Source organism: Nocardia sp. NBC_01329 (assembly GCF_035956715.1).
Lineage (GTDB): Bacteria > Actinomycetota > Actinomycetes > Mycobacteriales > Mycobacteriaceae > Nocardia.
The window spans coordinates 5,695,028-5,712,249 of record NZ_CP108381.1; the positions used below are offsets into that span (position 1 = coordinate 5,695,028).

The following is a 17,222-nucleotide window of genomic DNA, read 5'->3' on the forward strand; positions in this document are numbered from 1 at the left end:
CGCTCGCGCCGTCATGGTGTATTCATGGCGTGATATTGCTGGCGGAGCTGTAGTGAGGTTCGGATTCGATGCGGGAGCAGAGTTCGGCATCACAGCGGGAGGACTGTGCGTGTCTGGATGGGCATCATCTCGATTGACGGTGGCGATCGCCGGGGCCGCGGTGGCGGCCGGCTTGGCGGTCGCCGGTTGTAGTTCCACCATCGAGGGCCGGGCGCAACCGGTGCTGGAGACGGGCACCGTGGACGCGGTGGATGTAACCGGCACACCGGGCTCCGGCACCACTACCTCCAGCGCGCCGACCACCACCCCGGAAGGTGGCGATGTCGGCTTCGACGCCGAGGTCGGCGAGTGCGTGACCCTCGGCGGTACGACCACCGATGCCAGCATCGAAGAGGCGTCCTGCGGTAGCAACGAGTCGAACTACAAGGTGATCGGCAAGGCCGAGCAGAGCACTCAGTGCATCAGCGATGCCGACAACTACTACGCCGAGAGCCGCAACGGCATCGAGATGGGGGCTCTGTGCCTCGATATCGACTGGGTGGTCGGCGGTTGTATGGATGTGGGCGGCGGCACGACCGGGCCGGAGCGGATCGACTGCACCGAGACCTCGGCCGCGGACGGAGTGAAGGTTGTCGCGATCGAGCAGAGCGCCACGGACGTGAACGCGTGTGGCTCGGGCAACAGCGGATATGTGTATCCGGAGCGTCGCTTCGTGGTGTGCGTCGAGGAGCTCTGAGGTCAGGGACGCGCGGCGCCCGCCCGGGGCCCGAGGATAAAAGTCGAGGCGGGCACCAGGTGGTGCCCGCCTCGATGTCGATCTCCGGTAGCCGCTAGATGGGTCGGTACCCGGCTCCGACGCTGTTCCGGTGGTCGATATCGCCCATGATGGTCGCCATATTGGTGCCGACCTCGGGTCCGAAGCAGGCGATGGCCAGGTAGGCGTTCACCATGCCGACCAGTGTCGACCCGACGACGACCGGTGCGCCGGAATCGCCTTCCATCACACACATTTGTGACCAGGTCTCCACACTGCTGGCGAAGACGTCGCCGTAGGCGATACCGCAGGTGTTGCCGGTGGTGCGGCCTTCTTTGCAGACGATATTGGGGAACTGGGCCGGTGCGCCGAGCCCGGTGATGCTCAGGTTGCCGACGCGGTTGACCGGGGCCACTCGACCGGGATCGAATTGGAGTACCGCGTAGTCCAGGTCCTGGTTGGAGTAGACGAATCGCCCGAGCACTCCGGCGCCGGGGTCTTGTTCCGAATACACCTCGTGCCCAGGTGTTCCGCAGTGTCCCGCGGTGAGGCCGACGAGTCTGCCGGCGCTGTCGTGGCCGATCGTGGTGAGCGTGCACTGGATCGCATACTCGGACATCTGACCGGACTCAGAGGAAATGATGAGCCCTGAGCCGCCACCGAGTACGGGTCGGGCGGGATCGGCGGCGGCCGTCCCGGTGCCGAGGAGCGCCGTACTCAGCGCGACGGCGAAGACGGCGCTGGCCGCCTGGGCGAGTTTCCTGAACATATCCCTCCAGACCTTGAAGCCGCACGATATCAATGTGTGGCACCTCATCGTGGCAGCAAAGGCCCCGACGCGCGCCCCGAGTAGCCGCTAACCGCGAGTTCGGTTGTGTAACAAGGAACTTCGGCTCTTCGGTCGTGCATTCGGCCGGGGGTGTTCCACGTGCGGCGCGCACCGCGCGAACTCCGGCCACGATAACCCTCGGAAGAATAGCCGAACGCTATTAATTGTCCCGGATTTGGCCGCGCGGGTCGAGTAACGGTCGAATCTCCGCACCGCCGCGAAAGGGTTAATTTCCCGGAATACTCTCCGTTATTTAAGTGAACCACGGTTCGCATCAGTTCTCGCGGTCTTCGTTACATTTAGCGCCGGTCAGCTGTATGTTCTTCCGGTAACGCGGAACTCTCATTGGGATACACACCAAAGAACGGGCGATAACTCAGTGGTCACGCCACAAAGTGATGAACATCTGTGACCGCGCTCACGCGCCTAGGGTGTGTTCCGCACTACTACGTAGTAAGGTGCCTCAAGCAAACCAGCCGTCGGGGTAGGTAACCGACGTCGAGAGGGGTTAGTCAGTGCAGTCGACCAAGAGTCCACCAACAGGTTCTCGGTTGAGCGGAGCGGTCGAGTGGACGCGGGACTACTGGCGCGACCACCCCAGACGTTCAGTGGAGACGCTCGGCCGTCAGATGACCATGGCCGTCGAAGCGATTACCGAACTCGTGGTCAGTATTTTCCGCGGCCGGTTTCCCGTCAACGAGTTCATCCGGCAGTGCGCGTTCATGGCCAACGTGGCCGCCGCGCCGACGCTACTGGTGGCCATCCCGATCGGTGTCATCGTATCCATCCAGGTAGGCGCGGTCGCACAGCAGGTCGGCGCCACCTCGTTCATCGGTGCGGCCAACGGCCTCGGCATCATTCAACAGGGCGCGCCACTGGTCACCGTGCTGATGATCGCGGGCGCAGTCGGGTCCGCGATCTGCGCCGATCTCGGTTCCCGGACCATTCGCGAAGAAATCGATGCCATGAAAGTTATGGGCGTCGATCCGCTGCGCCGACTGGTGGCACCCCGACTCGGTGCCGCAATGCTGGTCAGCGTGTTGCTCTGCGGATTTGTTGTCTTCGTCGGATTTCTGACCGGATACGTTTTCAATATTTTCGCCCAGGGTGGAACTCCGGGTTCATATATCTCGACCTTCGCCTCATTCGCGGTAACGCTCGATCTGCTTGTCGCGCTGGTGAAATCGCTGTTGTTCGGTCTCCTCGCCGCAATCATCGCCTGCGATACCGGACTGAACACCCGCGGTGGTCCGGGTGGTGTCGCCAACTCGGTGAATACCGCCGTTGTCATGTCCGCGGTGATGTTGTTCGGAGTGAATGTGATCTTCACCCAGGTGTACAACACTTTGTTCCCCCCTCAGGTGGTGTGAGCCGGTGTCCGCAACATATGTGCCCCCGCTGCTCAAACCCCTTCAGCAACTGCGAAATGCGGCCGGTGTACCGGTCGATATGCTTGCCCGGCTCGGGCACCAGGTGTTCTTCTTCCTGCGTTCGGTCGGCTCGATGCCGCTGGCGTTCAAGCAGTACCCGAAAGAAGTCTGGCGGCTGCTCTCGGATGTCACCTGGGGCAACGGCAATCTCATCGTCGGCGGCGGAACCATCGGCGTCGTACTCATCCTGAGCGCGTTCGGTGGAATGACCGTGGCCATCCAGGGCCACACCTCGCTCGATCTGCTCGGGCTGAGTCCCATCACCGGTGCCATCTCGGCCTTCGCGACCACTCGTGAACTCGGCCCGTTGCTCGCCGCCTTGGCTTTCGCGGCCCAGGCGGGCTGTCGTTTCACCGCTCAGCTCGGCGCCATGCGTATCTCCGAGGAGATCGACGCGCTCGAGTCGATCGCGATCCGTCCGCTGCCCTATCTGGTGAGCACTCGCATGATCGCCGCGATGATCACCATTCTGCCGCTGTACTGCCTGGGCCTGGCAATGGCCTACATCTCTTGCGCGCTGACCGTGCAGTTGATCGGTGGTACTGCCAGTGGCACCTACCAGCACTACTTCTATCAGTTCCTGATTCCGACCGATGTGCTGTATTCGCTGCTCAAGGCAATCATCTTCGTCGCCATCACCACGTTCATCCAGTGCTACTACGGCTTCTTCGCCTCCGGTGGCCCGGAGGGCGTGGGTGTCGCCGCCGGTCGTGCGATCAAGATGTGCATCATCGCCACCGTTTTTGTGGACCTCTTCATGACCTTGGCCATCTGGGGTGTCAACCCCGGCATCCGGATCTCGGGGTAGGTAATGATCATCGATCCGAGTGGGCGTGGGCCCACGATGAAGCAGTTGCTCATCGCGGGCGTCTGCGGCCTGATCGTCTTCGCGATTGTTCTCGGCTTCCTGATGGCCCGGTATCAGGGCTATTTCGTGGAGAAAGTGAAGGTTACGGCCAACCTCACCACCACTGGTGACGGGTTGCCCGAACAAGCCGATGTGAAGTTCCGTGGAGTGCTGGTCGGCGCGGTCAAGAGTGTCTCGGTCGCGGCCCAGGGGGAAGTGCAGGAGGTGAACATCGAGCTGAAGCCCGAATTCGCCGACGGTATCCCGGCCACCGTCACCGCCCGGGTGGTACCCAGCAACTTGTTCGCGGTCACCTCGGTGGAGTTGGTCTACAACGGGCCCAACGCCGACCACCTCGACGAGGGTTCGATCATCGAGGAAGACCGCAGCCAGGGCACCATCGCCCTGCAGGACACGCTGACCACGGTTCAGAACATCCTCGACGCGATCGATCCGATCCAGTTCGGCCGGGTGCTCGGCACCCTGTCCTACGCACTGGACGGCAGCGGCCGGGTCCCGGGGTCCACCATCGAGCGGCTCGACCGCTGGGTCACCTCGGTGGATGAGTCGATCCCGGATCTCGGTGTCTTCCTCGGTGATCTGTCGGGATCGGTACACGCGCTCAACGAGTCGGCGCCGGATCTGATGGATGTGCTGGCCTCCTCGGTGCAGACCGCGAGCACGATCGCCGACCGGCGTGCGGAACTGGTGAACGTGATCACCGGTGCCAGCAGTATGGCCGACCAGATCAACGATCTGTTCGCCCGCAACCCGAACGTCGGTAAAGAGCTCACTGTCGGAATGAACCAGACGTTCGGTGCGCTGGCCGCGAACCCGGCGTCGATCACCAACGCCATCAGCAATCTGAACAGTTCGTCCCGCAAGCTGAACACGGTGTTCACCTGGGGGCCGCAGCGACAGATGGTGTGGAACGCGGGCGTCACCTTCACCCCGTTCAACCCCAACACCGTGGCGGACTGCCCGCGCTACGGCGATCTGGCCGGCCCGAGCTGCGCGACCGCTCCTGCGGTCGCGGATCCCGGATACCTCCCCGAGCAGGTGAAACCGCGCCGGTTGGCCGCCGCCGACGGCCTGCCGGTGATGCCGCCGCTGCCCGGACTGCCGCAGATCCCGGGTGTTACCACGCAGGGCGGGGCACCCGCGCCGACCCAGGCGCAGGGCAACAACCCGTTCGCGGGGACGCCACTGGAAGGGCTGTTCCCGCAGGGGCTGCCGCAGCTTCCGGGGCTGCCCGGCGCACCGGCTCCGGCTCCCGCCGCGCAGCCCGGTGAACAACCGCAGAATCCGCCGGCCGCGCCGGGCGCGCCCGCGCCGGCCGCGGACAACGGCACCCCGGGCACCGGCGTGGCGCCCGCGGCCGCACCGATCACCTACGAGGGCGACGCCGCCGTGACGACTCTGCTCGGCCGGAAGCCGTCCTCGATGGAGTACCTGATACTGAGTTCGATCCTGGAGGGCGGAACCCTGAGTGTGACCGAGGAGGCCGCCTCGTGAGGGGAGTTCGCAAACCGCTGATCGGGTTCAGCCTGTTCGCAGTGGTGTCGGTGCTGGTCACCGTACTGGTGTGGAACACGCTGGCCCGCACGGTCGACGGTGGTACGAAATCGTATTCGGCGGTTTTCACCGATGTGCTGGGTCTGCGCGAGGGCGATGATGTCCGGATGGCGGGTGTGCGCGTCGGCAAGGTCGAGAAGATCGAGCTGACCGACGACCACAACGCCGAGGTCAGCTTTATCGTCCAGGACGATCAGACCCTTTTCGGCAACACCAAGGCGCTGGTGCGCTACCAGAACCTGATCGGTCAGCGCTATGTCGCGCTGGCGCCGGGCTCCGGCGGGGACGCGTCCCCGCTGCCGGAGGACGGCAATATTCCCGTGGACCGCACCGAGCCCTCCTTCGATATCTCGGCGCTGCTCAACGGATTCCAGCCGTTGTTCGAGGTGCTCGAACCCGCGCAGGTGAACCGGCTCTCGGAGACCTTCATCCTCGCCCTGCAGGGCGACCGGGTGTCATTGAGTTCGTTCATCACCCAGGCGGCCACCATGGCCACCGATTTTCAGCGGCGCGACGCCATCCTCAGCGATGTGATCACCAATCTCAGCGGTGTGATGGCTGGTTTGGCCAAACGAGGGGATGAATTGGAGACCCTGATAACCCAGACGCGTGCGCTGATCGGCGGACTGTACGAGCAGGGACAGCAACTACTCGGCTCGACCGAGCAGATCGCGGGTGCGACCACCGCCCTGGTGGGCATGGTGGGCAATATCCAGCCGAAGCTGGAGGCGGTGCAGAATTCGACACGTGACGCTTTGACCCTGTTCTTGGCCAACGGCGCCAAACTGGATCAGGCCGCGATCGATCTGCCGTCCATCCTCGCCGACGCGGGGCGCTTCACCTCCGAAGGCGCGTACGCCAACGCCTACATCTGCCGGTTGGATGTATCGCTCTACGGTGTCCTCTTCCCGCGCGGCCTGTTCTCTCAGATCGGTGGAAATTCGCAATCGGCGGTGTGCCGGCCATGATGACCAAGCTCAAGACCTGGTTCAACAACAATCGCTACTTCGGCCTCGGCATCATCGGTGTCATCGTCGTGGGTGCGCTGGTGCTGGCCTCGACTGGTTTCCGCAGTCTCGGAATCGGTGAACAGTCCATCGAGGCCGAATTCGTGCAGACCGCCGGCATCACCGTCGGCGACAAGGTCGATATCGCCGGTGTGCCGGTGGGACGGGTGGCGGCCGCCGAACTCGAAGGCGACCACGTTCTGCTGACCCTTCAGATCACCAACGATGTCGAACTCGGACCCGACGCGCGGGCCTCCATCAAGATGGCGACACTGCTCGGTGCCCGCTACGTGGACCTGGATCCCGGGGACGGTTCGGGCCTGCCCGACGACCGGATCCCGAAGACCAACACCGCGGTTCCCTACGATCTGGCCGATGTGGTCTCCAAGGGCACCCCGGAGTTCCAGGAACTCGAGCCGGGCAAACTCGCCGAATCGCTGAATCTGTTCAACGAGCAGTTGCAGGGTTCGCCGGAACTGGTCGTGCAGTCGCTGGACAGTATCGGCGCACTGGCCAAGGTGATCGACAACCGCAAGGACGATGTCTCGCAGCTGCTCAAGGATCTCGACCGGGTGACCACCATTCTGGCCGACAACCGCAACAGCACGCTGCTGATCATCACCCAGGGTGAGGCCATCGCCTCGCGGGTGGTGGAACGGCAGCAGTTGCTGCGGACCCTGCTCGACAATGTGGCCACGCTGACCGCGCAGCTGCAGGCGATCGGCGCACAGAACAACAACCAGTTCGGCAATACGCTCGATCAGCTGAACACGATGGCGACGGGTCTGCAGAAGAACAAGGACAACCTGGATCGGCTGCTGTCGATCATGCCGCCGTCGGTGCGCTACTTGGCCAATGCCTGGGGTAACGGCAATTACGCCGAGGTCGGTATTCCGTGGCTGTTCCCGGACAACTGGTTGTGCTTCGCCGAAGTCGCCGAGGGGTGCCAGGGATGATCAAGTACAAGAACGGGATCATGAAGCGTGCCGGCCAGGCGCTGGTCGTCGGTGTATCGGCGCTGGCGCTCGGCAGCTGCTCGGTGGTGAACAGTGTGACCGGCGGCGATATCGCGATCACCGCCGATTTCGAGAACATCGCCGGCATGTTCGAGGGCAACCCGATCACCGTGCTCGGACTCGAAGTAGGCAAGGTCGACAAGATCGTGCCGCACGGTGATCTGGTCGAGGTCCATATGACCATCGACGGTGATGTGCAGATCCCGAAGGACGCCATGGCGGTGGTGGTTTCACCGTCCATCGTCACCGACCGGCATATCGAGATGACTCCTCGCTACGTCGAGGGGGATGCGCTCGAGAGCGGCGACCATCTGCCACTGGAACGGACCGACGTTCCGGTGGAGCTGGACACGATGCTCAAGACGATCGACAAATTCGCCGACGCCCTGAAACCTCAGGAGGGCCAGGAGGGTCTCGGCCCGCTGTCGGGCCGGGTGCTCTACCCCATGCTCAACGGCCAGGGTGCGAAGATGCGCGACACGCTCAACGCGCTGTCGAGTGCGCTGAAGCTCGGTGTGGACAACAAGGATCACATCTCGAACATCATCATCAAGCTCAACGAGCTGACCACGATGCTGGCCGAGAACGACCAGGCGGTCCGCGATTTCAGCAATCAGGCCACCCAGATGACGACCATGCTGGCCGAGCAGGCACCCGGTCTGCAGTCCACCCTCCAGCAGCTCTACGACTTCCTGAACAACACCAGTTCGATCTTCGCGACCCATCAGGATCAGTTGGTGGACACGCTGACCAAGATGAACGGGGTGATCGACCAGTTGCGGGCGAACGCGCACGGAGTCACCGAGGTGGTCGACGTCGCGCCGATGCTGTTGCAGAGCATCCACCGGTCGATGAATTACGAACAGGGCTATGTCCGGCTGCACGCGCTGATCGGTACGAACCTCGCCAACGGCGAGCTGGTCAGCGTTTTCTGCGAACGGATTCAGATGAAGTCCGACGGCTGCCGCACCGGCCGGCCCGAGGATTTCGGACCGGACTTCGGACTCACCGCCGCACTGCTGGGACTGACGAAATGATGCGAACGATCCGCCGCGCCCGTCGTGCCATGGCAGCCCTCGTGGCGGCCGGGACGGTGGTGCTGGCCTCCGGATGCGGTCTGAACGTTGAAGATATACCGCTGCCGAAACCGGGGATCGGCGGTGACACCTTCACACTGCAGGCGGTATTCGAGAACGCGCTGAACCTGCCCGACCAGGCCAAGGTGAAGATCGGCGGTTCCGATGTCGGTGTCGTGACCAATATCGAAACCGAGAACTTCCAGGCCATCGTCGATATGCAGATCCGCAAGGATATCGATCTACCCGTCGGCACCACCGCTGAACTCCGCCAGGCCACACCCCTCGGTGACGTGTTCATCGCGGTCTCCAAACCGCCCACCGAACAGAACAGTCAGCTGCTCACCGACGGCGATACGCTGCCCATCGACAAGACCTCGGCCGGTGCGACGGTGGAGGAACTGCTGCTGTCGGTATCGCTGATGTTCAACGGCGGCGGTATCGCCCATCTGACCCGGCTGGGCACCGAACTGGACTCGATCGTCGGTGGACGCAGCGATCAGCTGGTGCACCTGGTGAACGAGATCACCGGTGTGGTCTCGAGTATCAATGCCAACTCGTCCCGTATCGACAGCGTGCTGGGTGAATTCAATGTGCTGGCCGATACGCTCGACGCCCGGCGCACCGAACTGGGCCAGGTAGCCGACACCTTGCCCGATATGATCGGCGCGATCGCGGAGAACAACCGCGCGCTCGGTGATCTGCTCGGCAAGATCGCCACCACCAGCGCGGCACTCGGCGACTACGCCGACACCACCGGTGGCGATCTGGCCGGCACGCTGGACAGTCTGAACAGCCTGATGTCGGCACTCGCCGCGACCGGTGACAATTTCGGCGCACTGATGGACGCCCTGCACGATCTGAAGGCTCCGGTGAACGCCACTTTCCGTGGCAGCAGCCTGGCCGCGCAGGTCAACGTCACCAATCTCGATATCGCGATGCTGACCGCGCCCGGTACCAGCCATTTCTACGATGTGCGCGATCTGCAGGACTTCGCGGGCAGCCTGATCCAGATCCTCCAGGTCGTGCAGTACCGCGTAGGAGGCCAGTGATGTTGTCCAGGAACAAGATCCTGCTGTCGAATATCGGATTGGTCCTGGCGCTGTTGATCGGCGGTACTTATCTGCTGGTCAACGTGATGCGGGTCAATCCGTTGCGCAGCACCTACACCGTCACGGTGAACCTCGACCGTTCCGGCGGCCTGCAACCCGGTAACGATGTGACTCTGCGGGGCTACCGAGTCGGGGAGGTGAGCAATCTCGAACTCGTCGATGACGGTGCCGGGATCCAGGCGAAGGCCGAGATCGACTCCCGCTACGACATCCCGGTGGATACGCAGGTCGCCGTGCAGGCGCTGTCGGGCGCCGGTGAGCAGTACATCGACTTCCGGCCGGCCACCGCTCAGGGCCCATTCCTGACCGACGGTTCGTCGATCGATTTCAATCCGGAGCGCGTGAGCACCCCGGTTCCGGTGTCGTCGGTGCTGGAGAACTCCAGCGACCTCATCGCTCAGGTGAATCCGGAGCATTTCGCGGTGATCCTGAACGAACTCGATACCGCGCTCAGCGGCGGCCCGGATCAGCTGCGGTCGCTGATCGAAGGGGTCAGTCTGGTGACGGCGGGGATGGATTCGCTGCTGCCGCAGACCACGAACCTGATCACCAATCTGCGAACCATCGCGGCCACCACCTCACAGGCGCAGCCCGATCTCGGGACGCTGACCGCCAATTCGCGGGTGTTGTTCGACCAGTTCAACAAGGCCAACGCCGAACTGATCAAGGTGCTGGACCAGGCGCCGGGACAGTTCGCGGCCGTGACCGCGACCCTGGACAGCACCAGTGATCCGATCACCGCGCTGGCCGGCAACTTCCTCGCCCTCACCCGGGCGGCGCAGCTGCGCACACCCGCACTGGCGGCGTTGTTCCCGGCGCTCGAGCTCGGTGGCGCGGCCCTCGGTGTCCCCGCTCACGACAACGAGTTCCACACCATCCTCGATATCTGGTTCCGGCCGTACTGCCAGTACCAGTCCACTCCGGTGAACACGCAGGTGGTGCAGGATGGGACGCTGCCGATGTGGAACTACTGCGACAGCCCCGGACCGGGTGAGCAGATCCGTGGCGCGGTGAACGCACCGCGTCCGAACATCCCGGACAACGGTAAGACCATTCCGCCGGGAGTGGACCCGAACGAACGTACGCTGCCGCCCGTGCGGTAGACGGAACCGGTCGTGGAGAGCCGGGTGCGACGGTGCATACTCTCGCAGAGATGCCCGCCACACCCGGCGGTCGTTTTCGACCGGTAGATTACGGCGCGTTTCCAGCCGCGCCGGGAAGGTGTGAACAGTACAGATGTCCTCAGAAAAACCCGTCTCCGACCCCCAGGAGCCGGAAGGCACCGGTGTGCCAGCGGACGCCGCGGCTGAGCACGCCACTTCCGGAAAAGATGAGAACGACATCGTGACCAGCGGTGACAAGGCTGATACCGAGAAGAAGGCGGACGACACCACCGAGAAGATCTCGGCGACCGGGACGAAGTCCGGGACCGACGCGCCCACCGATGCGGAAAAACCCACCGGTCGTCGCTCACCGTTCCCGCTGCCCGCCTTGATCGGTGCGGCGGTGCTGCTGGTAGCGGCGTTGGTAGCGGTCGGGGTCTTCTTCTTCCTGGCCGGGAACAAGCAGGACGAAGTGGACCGTCGCGCCGCGGCGACGAAGGCCGCCTGCGATTTCGGAAACAATTTCGCCACTTACACCGGTGACAAGGCCGACGACTACATCCAGCGGCTGGACCATTCCGCCACCGGTAAGTGGAAGGACCTGGTCGGCCAGATCGGCCCGGACCTGAAGACCCGGTTCGCCGAATCGAAGGTCAGCTCCACCGCGACCTCGGTGCAGTGCGGATACGAATCCGGGTCCGGCGATCGAGCACGGGTGGTCCTGGTCATCGACCAGCAGTTCACCACCGCCAGCGTTCCGCAGGAACAGGGACCGGGACAGGTCAAGGTAGCGGCCAATGTCTCCATGCAGAAGATCGACGGCACTTGGCTGGTCGCCGACTTCGATACACCGATGATGCAGCAGTAGTTGCAGCCGCGAGACGAGAAGTGAGGACTCGAAGCTATGGCTGAGAAGGAGATCGCGGCGACACCGGAACCGGGCAACGACAACAGGTCCGGACTGCTCCCGGTGGTGGCCGCCTTCGTGGCGGGTGTGGTGCTGGTGGCGCTGGTCGTCGCGGGAGTCGTGTATTTCCGCGCGTTCCAACAGAACCGGGGTGAACTGAACGCACAGGACCAGTCCACCCGAGCGGCATGCGAGTTCGCTCGCTCGACCAACACCTATGACTACCAGGGCGACCTGGACGGGTTCATGAAGGCGATGAAGGACGGCGCCACCGACAATGTGGTGTCCTCGCTGGAACAGAACTGGGATGTGCTGCGCCAGTTGCTCACCGAATCCAAGGTGAAATCCTGGGTGGACGAGGCGACCTGCGGCTTCCAGTCCGGTGACGAGAAGAGCGCGAAGGTTCTCGTCAATATCGGCCTGATGAAGACGAATTCGGTGACTCCCGAACCGAAGCGCCAGGACATCGCGGTGGTCGCGACCCTGGAGAAGGACGATGACCGCTGGATCGTGAACCAGTGGGAACTGGCGATGCTGGGCGGACTCGCCGGCCAGGGCGCAGCGCAGGCACCGGCAGGTCCCGCGCCGGCCGCGCCCGCGGGTGGACAACCCGCCCCGGCACCGGGGAACTGACCTGTGACATCCGGTGAGCGATCCCGGTGATCCGCCGGGATCGCTCACCAGCCCTTTCGATGACGCGGGTCGTATGGAGGGTTCGGGCGAGCCGGCAGCAGGTCTGGTTGAAGTGGGACTCGATCTGCGCGGCGAGTGGCCCGATGACTGAATCCCAGTCGGCGAGGTCGGTCGGCTCTTCGTACCAAAGTCCGAGGTCGTTGATCCACTCCTGGCGAGCTATGGCCCCGGCGGGGTCGCTGGTCAGGTCGCCGACCACAGTTAGCTCGTTCTGGATCCAGAAAGCGTAATTCCAACGGGCTTCTGCCTGGTCAGAAGCGTCCTGAATGCTGCGTCGGGCCTGAGCCTCAGTGTTGTAGCCGATCGTCAAGGTCGGCTGACGCGGGTCGTCGTCCTCGTTGTCGATGAGGAAGGAGACAGCGTAGATGTCGCCCGGCATCGGCGGCCGGGATGGATGCGAGGGCCTTCTCGACGAGATGCTGGAGGTGATCGTTGAACGTCATGGTCGGCGGGTTCCTGTCGGTCGGGGTCATGAGCCCCACTGGTCGCAGTACTCGATGTGGATCTCGCGCGCGTCGCCGAGAATGCCGTCGTTGGAGTGGAGTTCGGTGCAGAAGTGGTCGCTCGGATGTACGGGGACGTATCCGGGACCGTTTCGGGCGACGTCGAAGAAGCGCTGGGCGGTGTCCCTGAACACCTTCGCGCTGCCGGTCATGAACAGGGTCTCGGCGTGGAGATGCTGGTGAAACAGATCCCGGTTCTCCTGGTAGTGCCGTGCCTCGTGGTCAATCACGGCTTCGTCGGTGTGCCCTGGGCCGGGCAGCGTCACGGTCCGCGGACGCCCTGGGCCGAGCCGTCCTCGTATTTCCTTCCAGCGTGAGGGTGCGAACTGGAGCGAGTGGTGCAGCAGTACGAGATCAAGCTGCCGTGTGCCGTCTTCCGGCAGTTTGTGGGAGGGGCCACGGTTCCCACGCATCGGCAGGTGGACCAGCGAGCGCGGTGAAGAGGCAGCGAGCTTCCACAGCCCACCGATGCGATGGGCGGCGTCCTGATCGAGGTAGGTGTCCAGGTGCCGATCATGGTCGATGAGCACTGCGTGGACCAGGGGCTGTGCGGGTCGGATGACCTTGAACTCCGTAGATCCGAGCCGTGCTCGGTGGATGGTGACAGGTAGCTTCATTGGTTCTCCGGGACACTGCGGCTGACATCGGCGGCGTAAGCGGCCCAGTCGCCGGCTGATGCCTTCTGCCATTGGACGGCGACTTGAATGTGGACGCCGAGTACCCGAGCGAGGATGGCGGCGGACAGTTCGGCGGCGAGGATGAACAATGCGGTGGAGCGGTCCTGCCGGGGCCGGATCCCGATCTTGTGGAGACGCTGGCCGATCCGGTCGTCGCCGAGGTGCCGAACTTGATCGCGACGGTGTCGTTGTCGACGTGAACGTCGTCGACAGTGAGCTGGCTGATCGTGGCGATCTACGGCCGGAACTGACCAATTCCCACAGTCGCTTACCGTCACTGACCGACTCCGCACCATGCCGCGAATCCGCGCAGGCTCTCCGTGCTCCGGGCTTCCTGCCGCGCCAGCACGCGCACCGTCTCGTGCACCATCGGGTGGTACCGGGTCAGTATCGGGGCGATCTTGCGGGCAGTGTTGAGCGCATCGAGTGTTTTGGCCCGGTCCCCGTGCAGCAGGAACCCGCGTGCCAGGTCGATATACAGATGCCCGGCCCGGGATTTCGGGGTGGACGCCGGCACCGGCAGGCCATCGGCCCGGGTGATCGCTTCCGTCCCGTCCAGCATTTCGACGGCCAGGCCGACCGACCAGATACCGACATTGGTGGGCCCGAAGTAGAACACCGGTTCGTGGTAGTCCGCGCCGCCGACCCGGGCCGCGGTCTCGCGTGCTTCGCCCAGGTGCGCGTCCGCGGTATCCCGGTCCCCGGCCCGCGCCGCGGCCAGACCGGACTGCAGGTGTAGGCCGCCCCAGCTCACCAGGTGCTCGATATCGCCGACGCCCAGTTCGGATTCCAGTTCGGAACGGCAGCGCTCGAGGTACATCAGCGCGGTGTTCCAATCGCCTGTCGACGTGAGGACGGATGCCCGGAAGTACTGCGCCGAGGTCACCCACAGCCGGCTCCCGGTCCGTGCGGCTGCCCACCCGAGACGCTCGATAGCCACCGTCATCAGATCGGTGTATCCGAGCTTGTGCGCCAGACCGCGGGCACACAAGTACATCTCGCACAGCAGTCGGTACCCGCGCCGCCGATTGCCGCTCTGTTCGCTATGAACCAAAGCCCGGACTTCGGTCATGAGCGCGGGCAGATCCTGAGACATCTGCCGGAGATGCGACGCCCGGCGTAGGGTCCGCATCCGTTCCACATCCGCGGCTACCACCTCGATCGGTCGCGGCTGTAGTCCGGCGGGCGGAATGTCGTACGCGGCAAGCTCGCTGCGGATCAACGCGATACCTGAGGAAACCTCGATTTCGTCACGTGTCGTTCGCGGGTACGGCTGGCCGAGTAGTTCGGCCGGACTCGTCCGCAATGCCTTCGCCGCCGAGGACACGAACGCCGACGACGCCGGCGCCCGCCCCTGCTCCACGGCGCGCACCAGCGACACCGAGACGTTGGCTTCCTGAGCCAGCCGGTCTTGCGTCCACCCGGCAAGCTTCCGTTCGTCTGCTATCCGCTGGCCTACGCCACGGTCTGTGTTCCTGCTCATCGTGGCTCCCATCCTGGCGTCCCCCTGACAACCAGTGTGACAAGGGAATTGGCAGCCCACAGGCTTTGCCAGGTCGAACCTTGAATCGGCACCCAGAGTGAGTTGATCCCCGACGCTCACCCCGGGTGCTGCCACCACACACCGGAGCAGGGACAAGGGGCATCACATGGCCGGCGAACAGCCGAAGGCGATCGGGTTGGTACGGCGAGATGTCACCGCCCGCGGCGGCGATGTTCACGACATCGCGGATCGGCACGGGTATCGAATAGTGATGAGCATCGTTCTGGATACCGGGCCCCTGGTCTCTGCTCTGGTGATCGCGCAGAACATCTACGAGCACAGTCCTGCGGCCGTCATCGTGCCAAGCTTCGAGCACGCCGACCCGGTGCGCCATGTCATCACCGATCTGTGCGACCTCGTGACCCCGATGCAGACCTACCCGCGCGGGTACCGCTGGCCACTGTTGGACCTCGACGGCCCGCTGACGTGACGGGCCACGATATTGCCCTGGTTCTGCTCGCTCTCGGGCTGGCCGGGCTCACCGTCGCGCTGTTCCGGGCCAAGTAGGGGAGTTTCTCCAAGCAACTCCCCTCGGAGTACTCGCTGAGCGCGTATCCCCAGGTCATCTGGCTTGCCGCCGCTGACGACCTTGCGGGATCCCGCAAGATGGCCGGAGTACTCACCATCGAGGACCCCGGCCGATCATTTTTCGGCGCCGACAATATTGTCCCGAACAGGGGATACGTCCGCGCTCGACGCCTCCTCCGTGGGCACATTTCGGGCACAACTTCGTGTGATCCACGATGATGCCGTTTCGGCATAATCGCTGTTAAAGGCCTATCTTTCGAGCCCGGGCGCCTCCGGCGGTGGGTCGAGCCACCACCGCCGGAGGCTATTCGGGTGGTATCGGAATACGAGTACTACGGCGACAACAGCGCGGGCGTTCCCATCCCGGCCGGATTCAGAACAGGTGGAGCGCCTGCGCTGTTGTCGCGTATTCGGCGGCCGCGACAGCCACCGGTTCCGCGGCCTTCCCTGCTGCCGCGGAGGTTTCGGGGGTCACCGGGGCGACCATGGTTACTGTTCGGCTCGCGGGTGCCGAGGCCGCGGCCTTGCGGGCGGCGGCGCCGGCCAGCGCGTCGGCCTGCTCGTTGAAATAGTTCCCGACATGACCGCGCACCCAGCGGAAGCGCACCGGGCCGGGACGGCCCGCGATGGCGTGGTCTATCTCGCGGATGATCTCGACGTTCTTGACCGCGGACCCGTTCGAGGTGCGCCAGCCGTTGTTGCGCCAGTTCGGCAGCCATTCGGACGCGCATTTGATGGCGTACAGCGAATCGCTTTCGATCAATAGCGGGTCCGACCCCGGATGGGCTCGGACCGCCTCCAGTACAGCCCGTAGTTCGGCGATCTGATTGGTACCCGATGCTGCGCCGCCGCTCTCCGCGCCACCCGCGTGGTCGACCCACGCCCAACCGATCGCTCCGCCGGGGTTTCGCAGACACGATCCGTCGGTACTCACGATGATCATGGATGTACCCTACGCAAGTCGGCCGACAAGATCGGTACCGTGGAATTCCTCTATCGCCCTGCGCAATCGCGATTCACTTCGCCGTAGCGCCCGGCGCAGGAGCGCGTCGCGCGGCCGATCGCGCAGGATCGCGGTGAATCCGCCGGAACTGGGGTAGTCGAGTTCGGTGGTCAGCACGGAGCGGCCGCGGCCGAGTGGGTCGAAACGCAGGGTCAGCCGGGCGGTGAGGGGGCCGGTCAGGAGGTAACCCAGTACGGCGTCCTGACGGTGCTCGGCGATCTCGCAGTGGAGGACGGGATGCCACGGGCCGAGCCGATATCGGATCTCGTACTTCGCGCCGACCCCGCGCTCCGGATCGCCCCGCCGGGTGATCTCGGGGGCTCCCGCCATCCAGTTCGGGATGGACAGGGGGTTGTCGGCATAAGCGAAGGCGACTGTGATCGGCGCCGTTACGTCGCTCGCGTATTTGATGAAGCCCACGGGCCCTCCCTCCACGGCTGCCCGACAAAAATACTATAACTTTCCGTTTTATTTCAGGCAGTTGGAGATTCGATAGCCGTAGGACACCGAATGTGACGTAGGGGCCCAAACGTCCGAAGAGCGTATCAGAGCAGGTGAGGGCCAGGCGGGGAAGTGCAAGCCGCCTGAATACTCGAGACGAGGGTCACAGCATGGTCGA

At 64.1% G+C, this 17,222-nt stretch carries 18 protein-coding genes; 13 read left to right on the forward strand and 5 right to left on the reverse strand.

Annotation, left to right across the window (positions count from 1 at the left end; translation table 11 throughout):
- The first annotated feature begins 133 nt into the window (after nt 1–133).
- A complete protein-coding gene (gene lppU / locus OG405_RS25835) occupies nt 134–736 on the forward strand; it encodes an LppU family putative lipoprotein (protein WP_442790611.1) in 603 nt (200 codons plus the stop codon).
- A gap of 94 nt (nt 737–830) precedes the next feature.
- Here lppU and OG405_RS25840 read toward each other — a convergent pair whose 3' ends face one another.
- Nucleotides 831–1,523 (reverse strand): serine protease, encoded by a 693-nt coding sequence (locus OG405_RS25840; RefSeq protein ID WP_327149002.1) that lies wholly within the window; start codon nt 1,521–1,523, stop codon nt 831–833.
- Between the two features lie 611 nt (nt 1,524–2,134).
- On the opposite strand from OG405_RS25840, the gene OG405_RS25845 reads away from it, so the two are divergent.
- The 10 genes from OG405_RS25845 (at nt 2,135) to OG405_RS25890 (ending at nt 12,289) form a co-directional block, all read left to right on the forward strand.
- Nucleotides 2,135–2,953, forward strand: a complete 819-nt coding sequence (locus OG405_RS25845) for an MlaE family ABC transporter permease (RefSeq protein ID WP_327149003.1) — start codon at nt 2,135–2,137, stop codon at nt 2,951–2,953.
- 4 nt (nt 2,954–2,957) lie between these two features.
- Nucleotides 2,958–3,821 (forward strand): ABC transporter permease, encoded by an 864-nt coding sequence (locus OG405_RS25850; RefSeq protein WP_327149004.1) that lies wholly within the window; start codon nt 2,958–2,960, stop codon nt 3,819–3,821.
- Between the two features lie 3 nt (nt 3,822–3,824).
- The gene (locus tag OG405_RS25855; RefSeq protein WP_327149005.1) at nt 3,825–5,375 is read left to right on the forward strand and encodes an MlaD family protein; all 1,551 of its coding nucleotides are present in this window, start codon (nt 3,825–3,827) and stop codon (nt 5,373–5,375) included.
- Nucleotides 5,372–6,403 carry an MCE family protein gene (locus tag OG405_RS25860; protein WP_327149006.1) on the forward strand — a complete coding sequence of 344 codons (1,032 nt, stop codon included), beginning with the start codon at nt 5,372–5,374 and terminating at the stop codon, nt 6,401–6,403. Before OG405_RS25855 ends, OG405_RS25860 begins: the two co-directional genes overlap by 4 nt.
- Nucleotides 6,400–7,398, forward strand: a complete 999-nt coding sequence (locus OG405_RS25865; protein ID WP_327149007.1) for an MCE family protein — start codon at nt 6,400–6,402, stop codon at nt 7,396–7,398. Before OG405_RS25860 ends, OG405_RS25865 begins: the two co-directional genes overlap by 4 nt.
- A complete protein-coding gene (locus OG405_RS25870; protein WP_327149008.1) occupies nt 7,395–8,495 on the forward strand; it encodes an MlaD family protein in 1,101 nt (366 codons plus the stop codon). Before OG405_RS25865 ends, OG405_RS25870 begins: the two co-directional genes overlap by 4 nt.
- On the forward strand, nt 8,492–9,586 hold the full coding sequence (locus tag OG405_RS25875) for an MCE family protein (protein WP_327149009.1): 1,095 nt from the start codon (nt 8,492–8,494) through the stop codon (nt 9,584–9,586). Before OG405_RS25870 ends, OG405_RS25875 begins: the two co-directional genes overlap by 4 nt.
- Nucleotides 9,586–10,749, forward strand: coding sequence for an MlaD family protein (locus tag OG405_RS25880; RefSeq protein ID WP_327149010.1), 1,164 nt, complete (start codon nt 9,586–9,588; stop codon nt 10,747–10,749). The genes OG405_RS25875 and OG405_RS25880 overlap by 1 nt, the downstream gene beginning before the upstream one ends.
- Before the next feature lie 133 nt (nt 10,750–10,882).
- Nucleotides 10,883–11,617 carry a hypothetical protein gene (locus tag OG405_RS25885; protein WP_327149011.1) on the forward strand — a complete coding sequence of 245 codons (735 nt, stop codon included), beginning with the start codon at nt 10,883–10,885 and terminating at the stop codon, nt 11,615–11,617.
- Between the two features lie 36 nt (nt 11,618–11,653).
- Nucleotides 11,654–12,289, forward strand: coding sequence for a hypothetical protein (locus OG405_RS25890; protein ID WP_327149012.1), 636 nt, complete (start codon nt 11,654–11,656; stop codon nt 12,287–12,289).
- Between the two features lie 529 nt (nt 12,290–12,818).
- Here OG405_RS25890 and OG405_RS25895 read toward each other — a convergent pair.
- On the reverse strand, nt 12,819–13,382 hold the full coding sequence (locus OG405_RS25895) for a hypothetical protein (RefSeq protein WP_327149013.1): 564 nt from the start codon (nt 13,380–13,382) through the stop codon (nt 12,819–12,821).
- A gap of 158 nt (nt 13,383–13,540) precedes the next feature.
- Between OG405_RS25895 and OG405_RS25900 the strand changes: the two genes are divergently transcribed.
- Nucleotides 13,541–13,729, forward strand: a complete 189-nt coding sequence (locus OG405_RS25900) for a hypothetical protein (RefSeq protein ID WP_327149014.1) — start codon at nt 13,541–13,543, stop codon at nt 13,727–13,729.
- A 74-nt stretch (nt 13,730–13,803) separates the two neighbouring features.
- On the opposite strand, the gene OG405_RS25905 is transcribed toward OG405_RS25900, so the two are convergent.
- Nucleotides 13,804–15,012 carry a helix-turn-helix domain-containing protein gene (locus OG405_RS25905; RefSeq protein ID WP_327149015.1) on the reverse strand — a complete coding sequence of 403 codons (1,209 nt, stop codon included), beginning with the start codon at nt 15,010–15,012 and terminating at the stop codon, nt 13,804–13,806.
- Nucleotides 15,013–15,283: 271 nt separating this feature from the next.
- Between OG405_RS25905 and OG405_RS25910 the strand changes: the two genes are divergently transcribed.
- A complete protein-coding gene (locus OG405_RS25910) occupies nt 15,284–15,502 on the forward strand; it encodes a hypothetical protein (protein WP_327149016.1) in 219 nt (72 codons plus the stop codon).
- A gap of 471 nt (nt 15,503–15,973) precedes the next feature.
- Here the strand turns inward: OG405_RS25910 and OG405_RS25915 are convergent, their stop codons facing one another.
- Both OG405_RS25915 and OG405_RS25920 read right to left on the reverse strand, forming a co-directional pair.
- Entirely contained in the window at nt 15,974–16,543 is a 570-nt protein-coding gene (locus OG405_RS25915) for a ribonuclease H family protein (protein ID WP_327149017.1), read from the reverse strand.
- 9 nt (nt 16,544–16,552) lie between these two features.
- The gene (locus OG405_RS25920; protein WP_327149018.1) at nt 16,553–17,023 is read right to left on the reverse strand and encodes an SRPBCC family protein; all 471 of its coding nucleotides are present in this window, start codon (nt 17,021–17,023) and stop codon (nt 16,553–16,555) included.
- Nucleotides 17,024–17,222 lie beyond the last annotated feature (199 nt).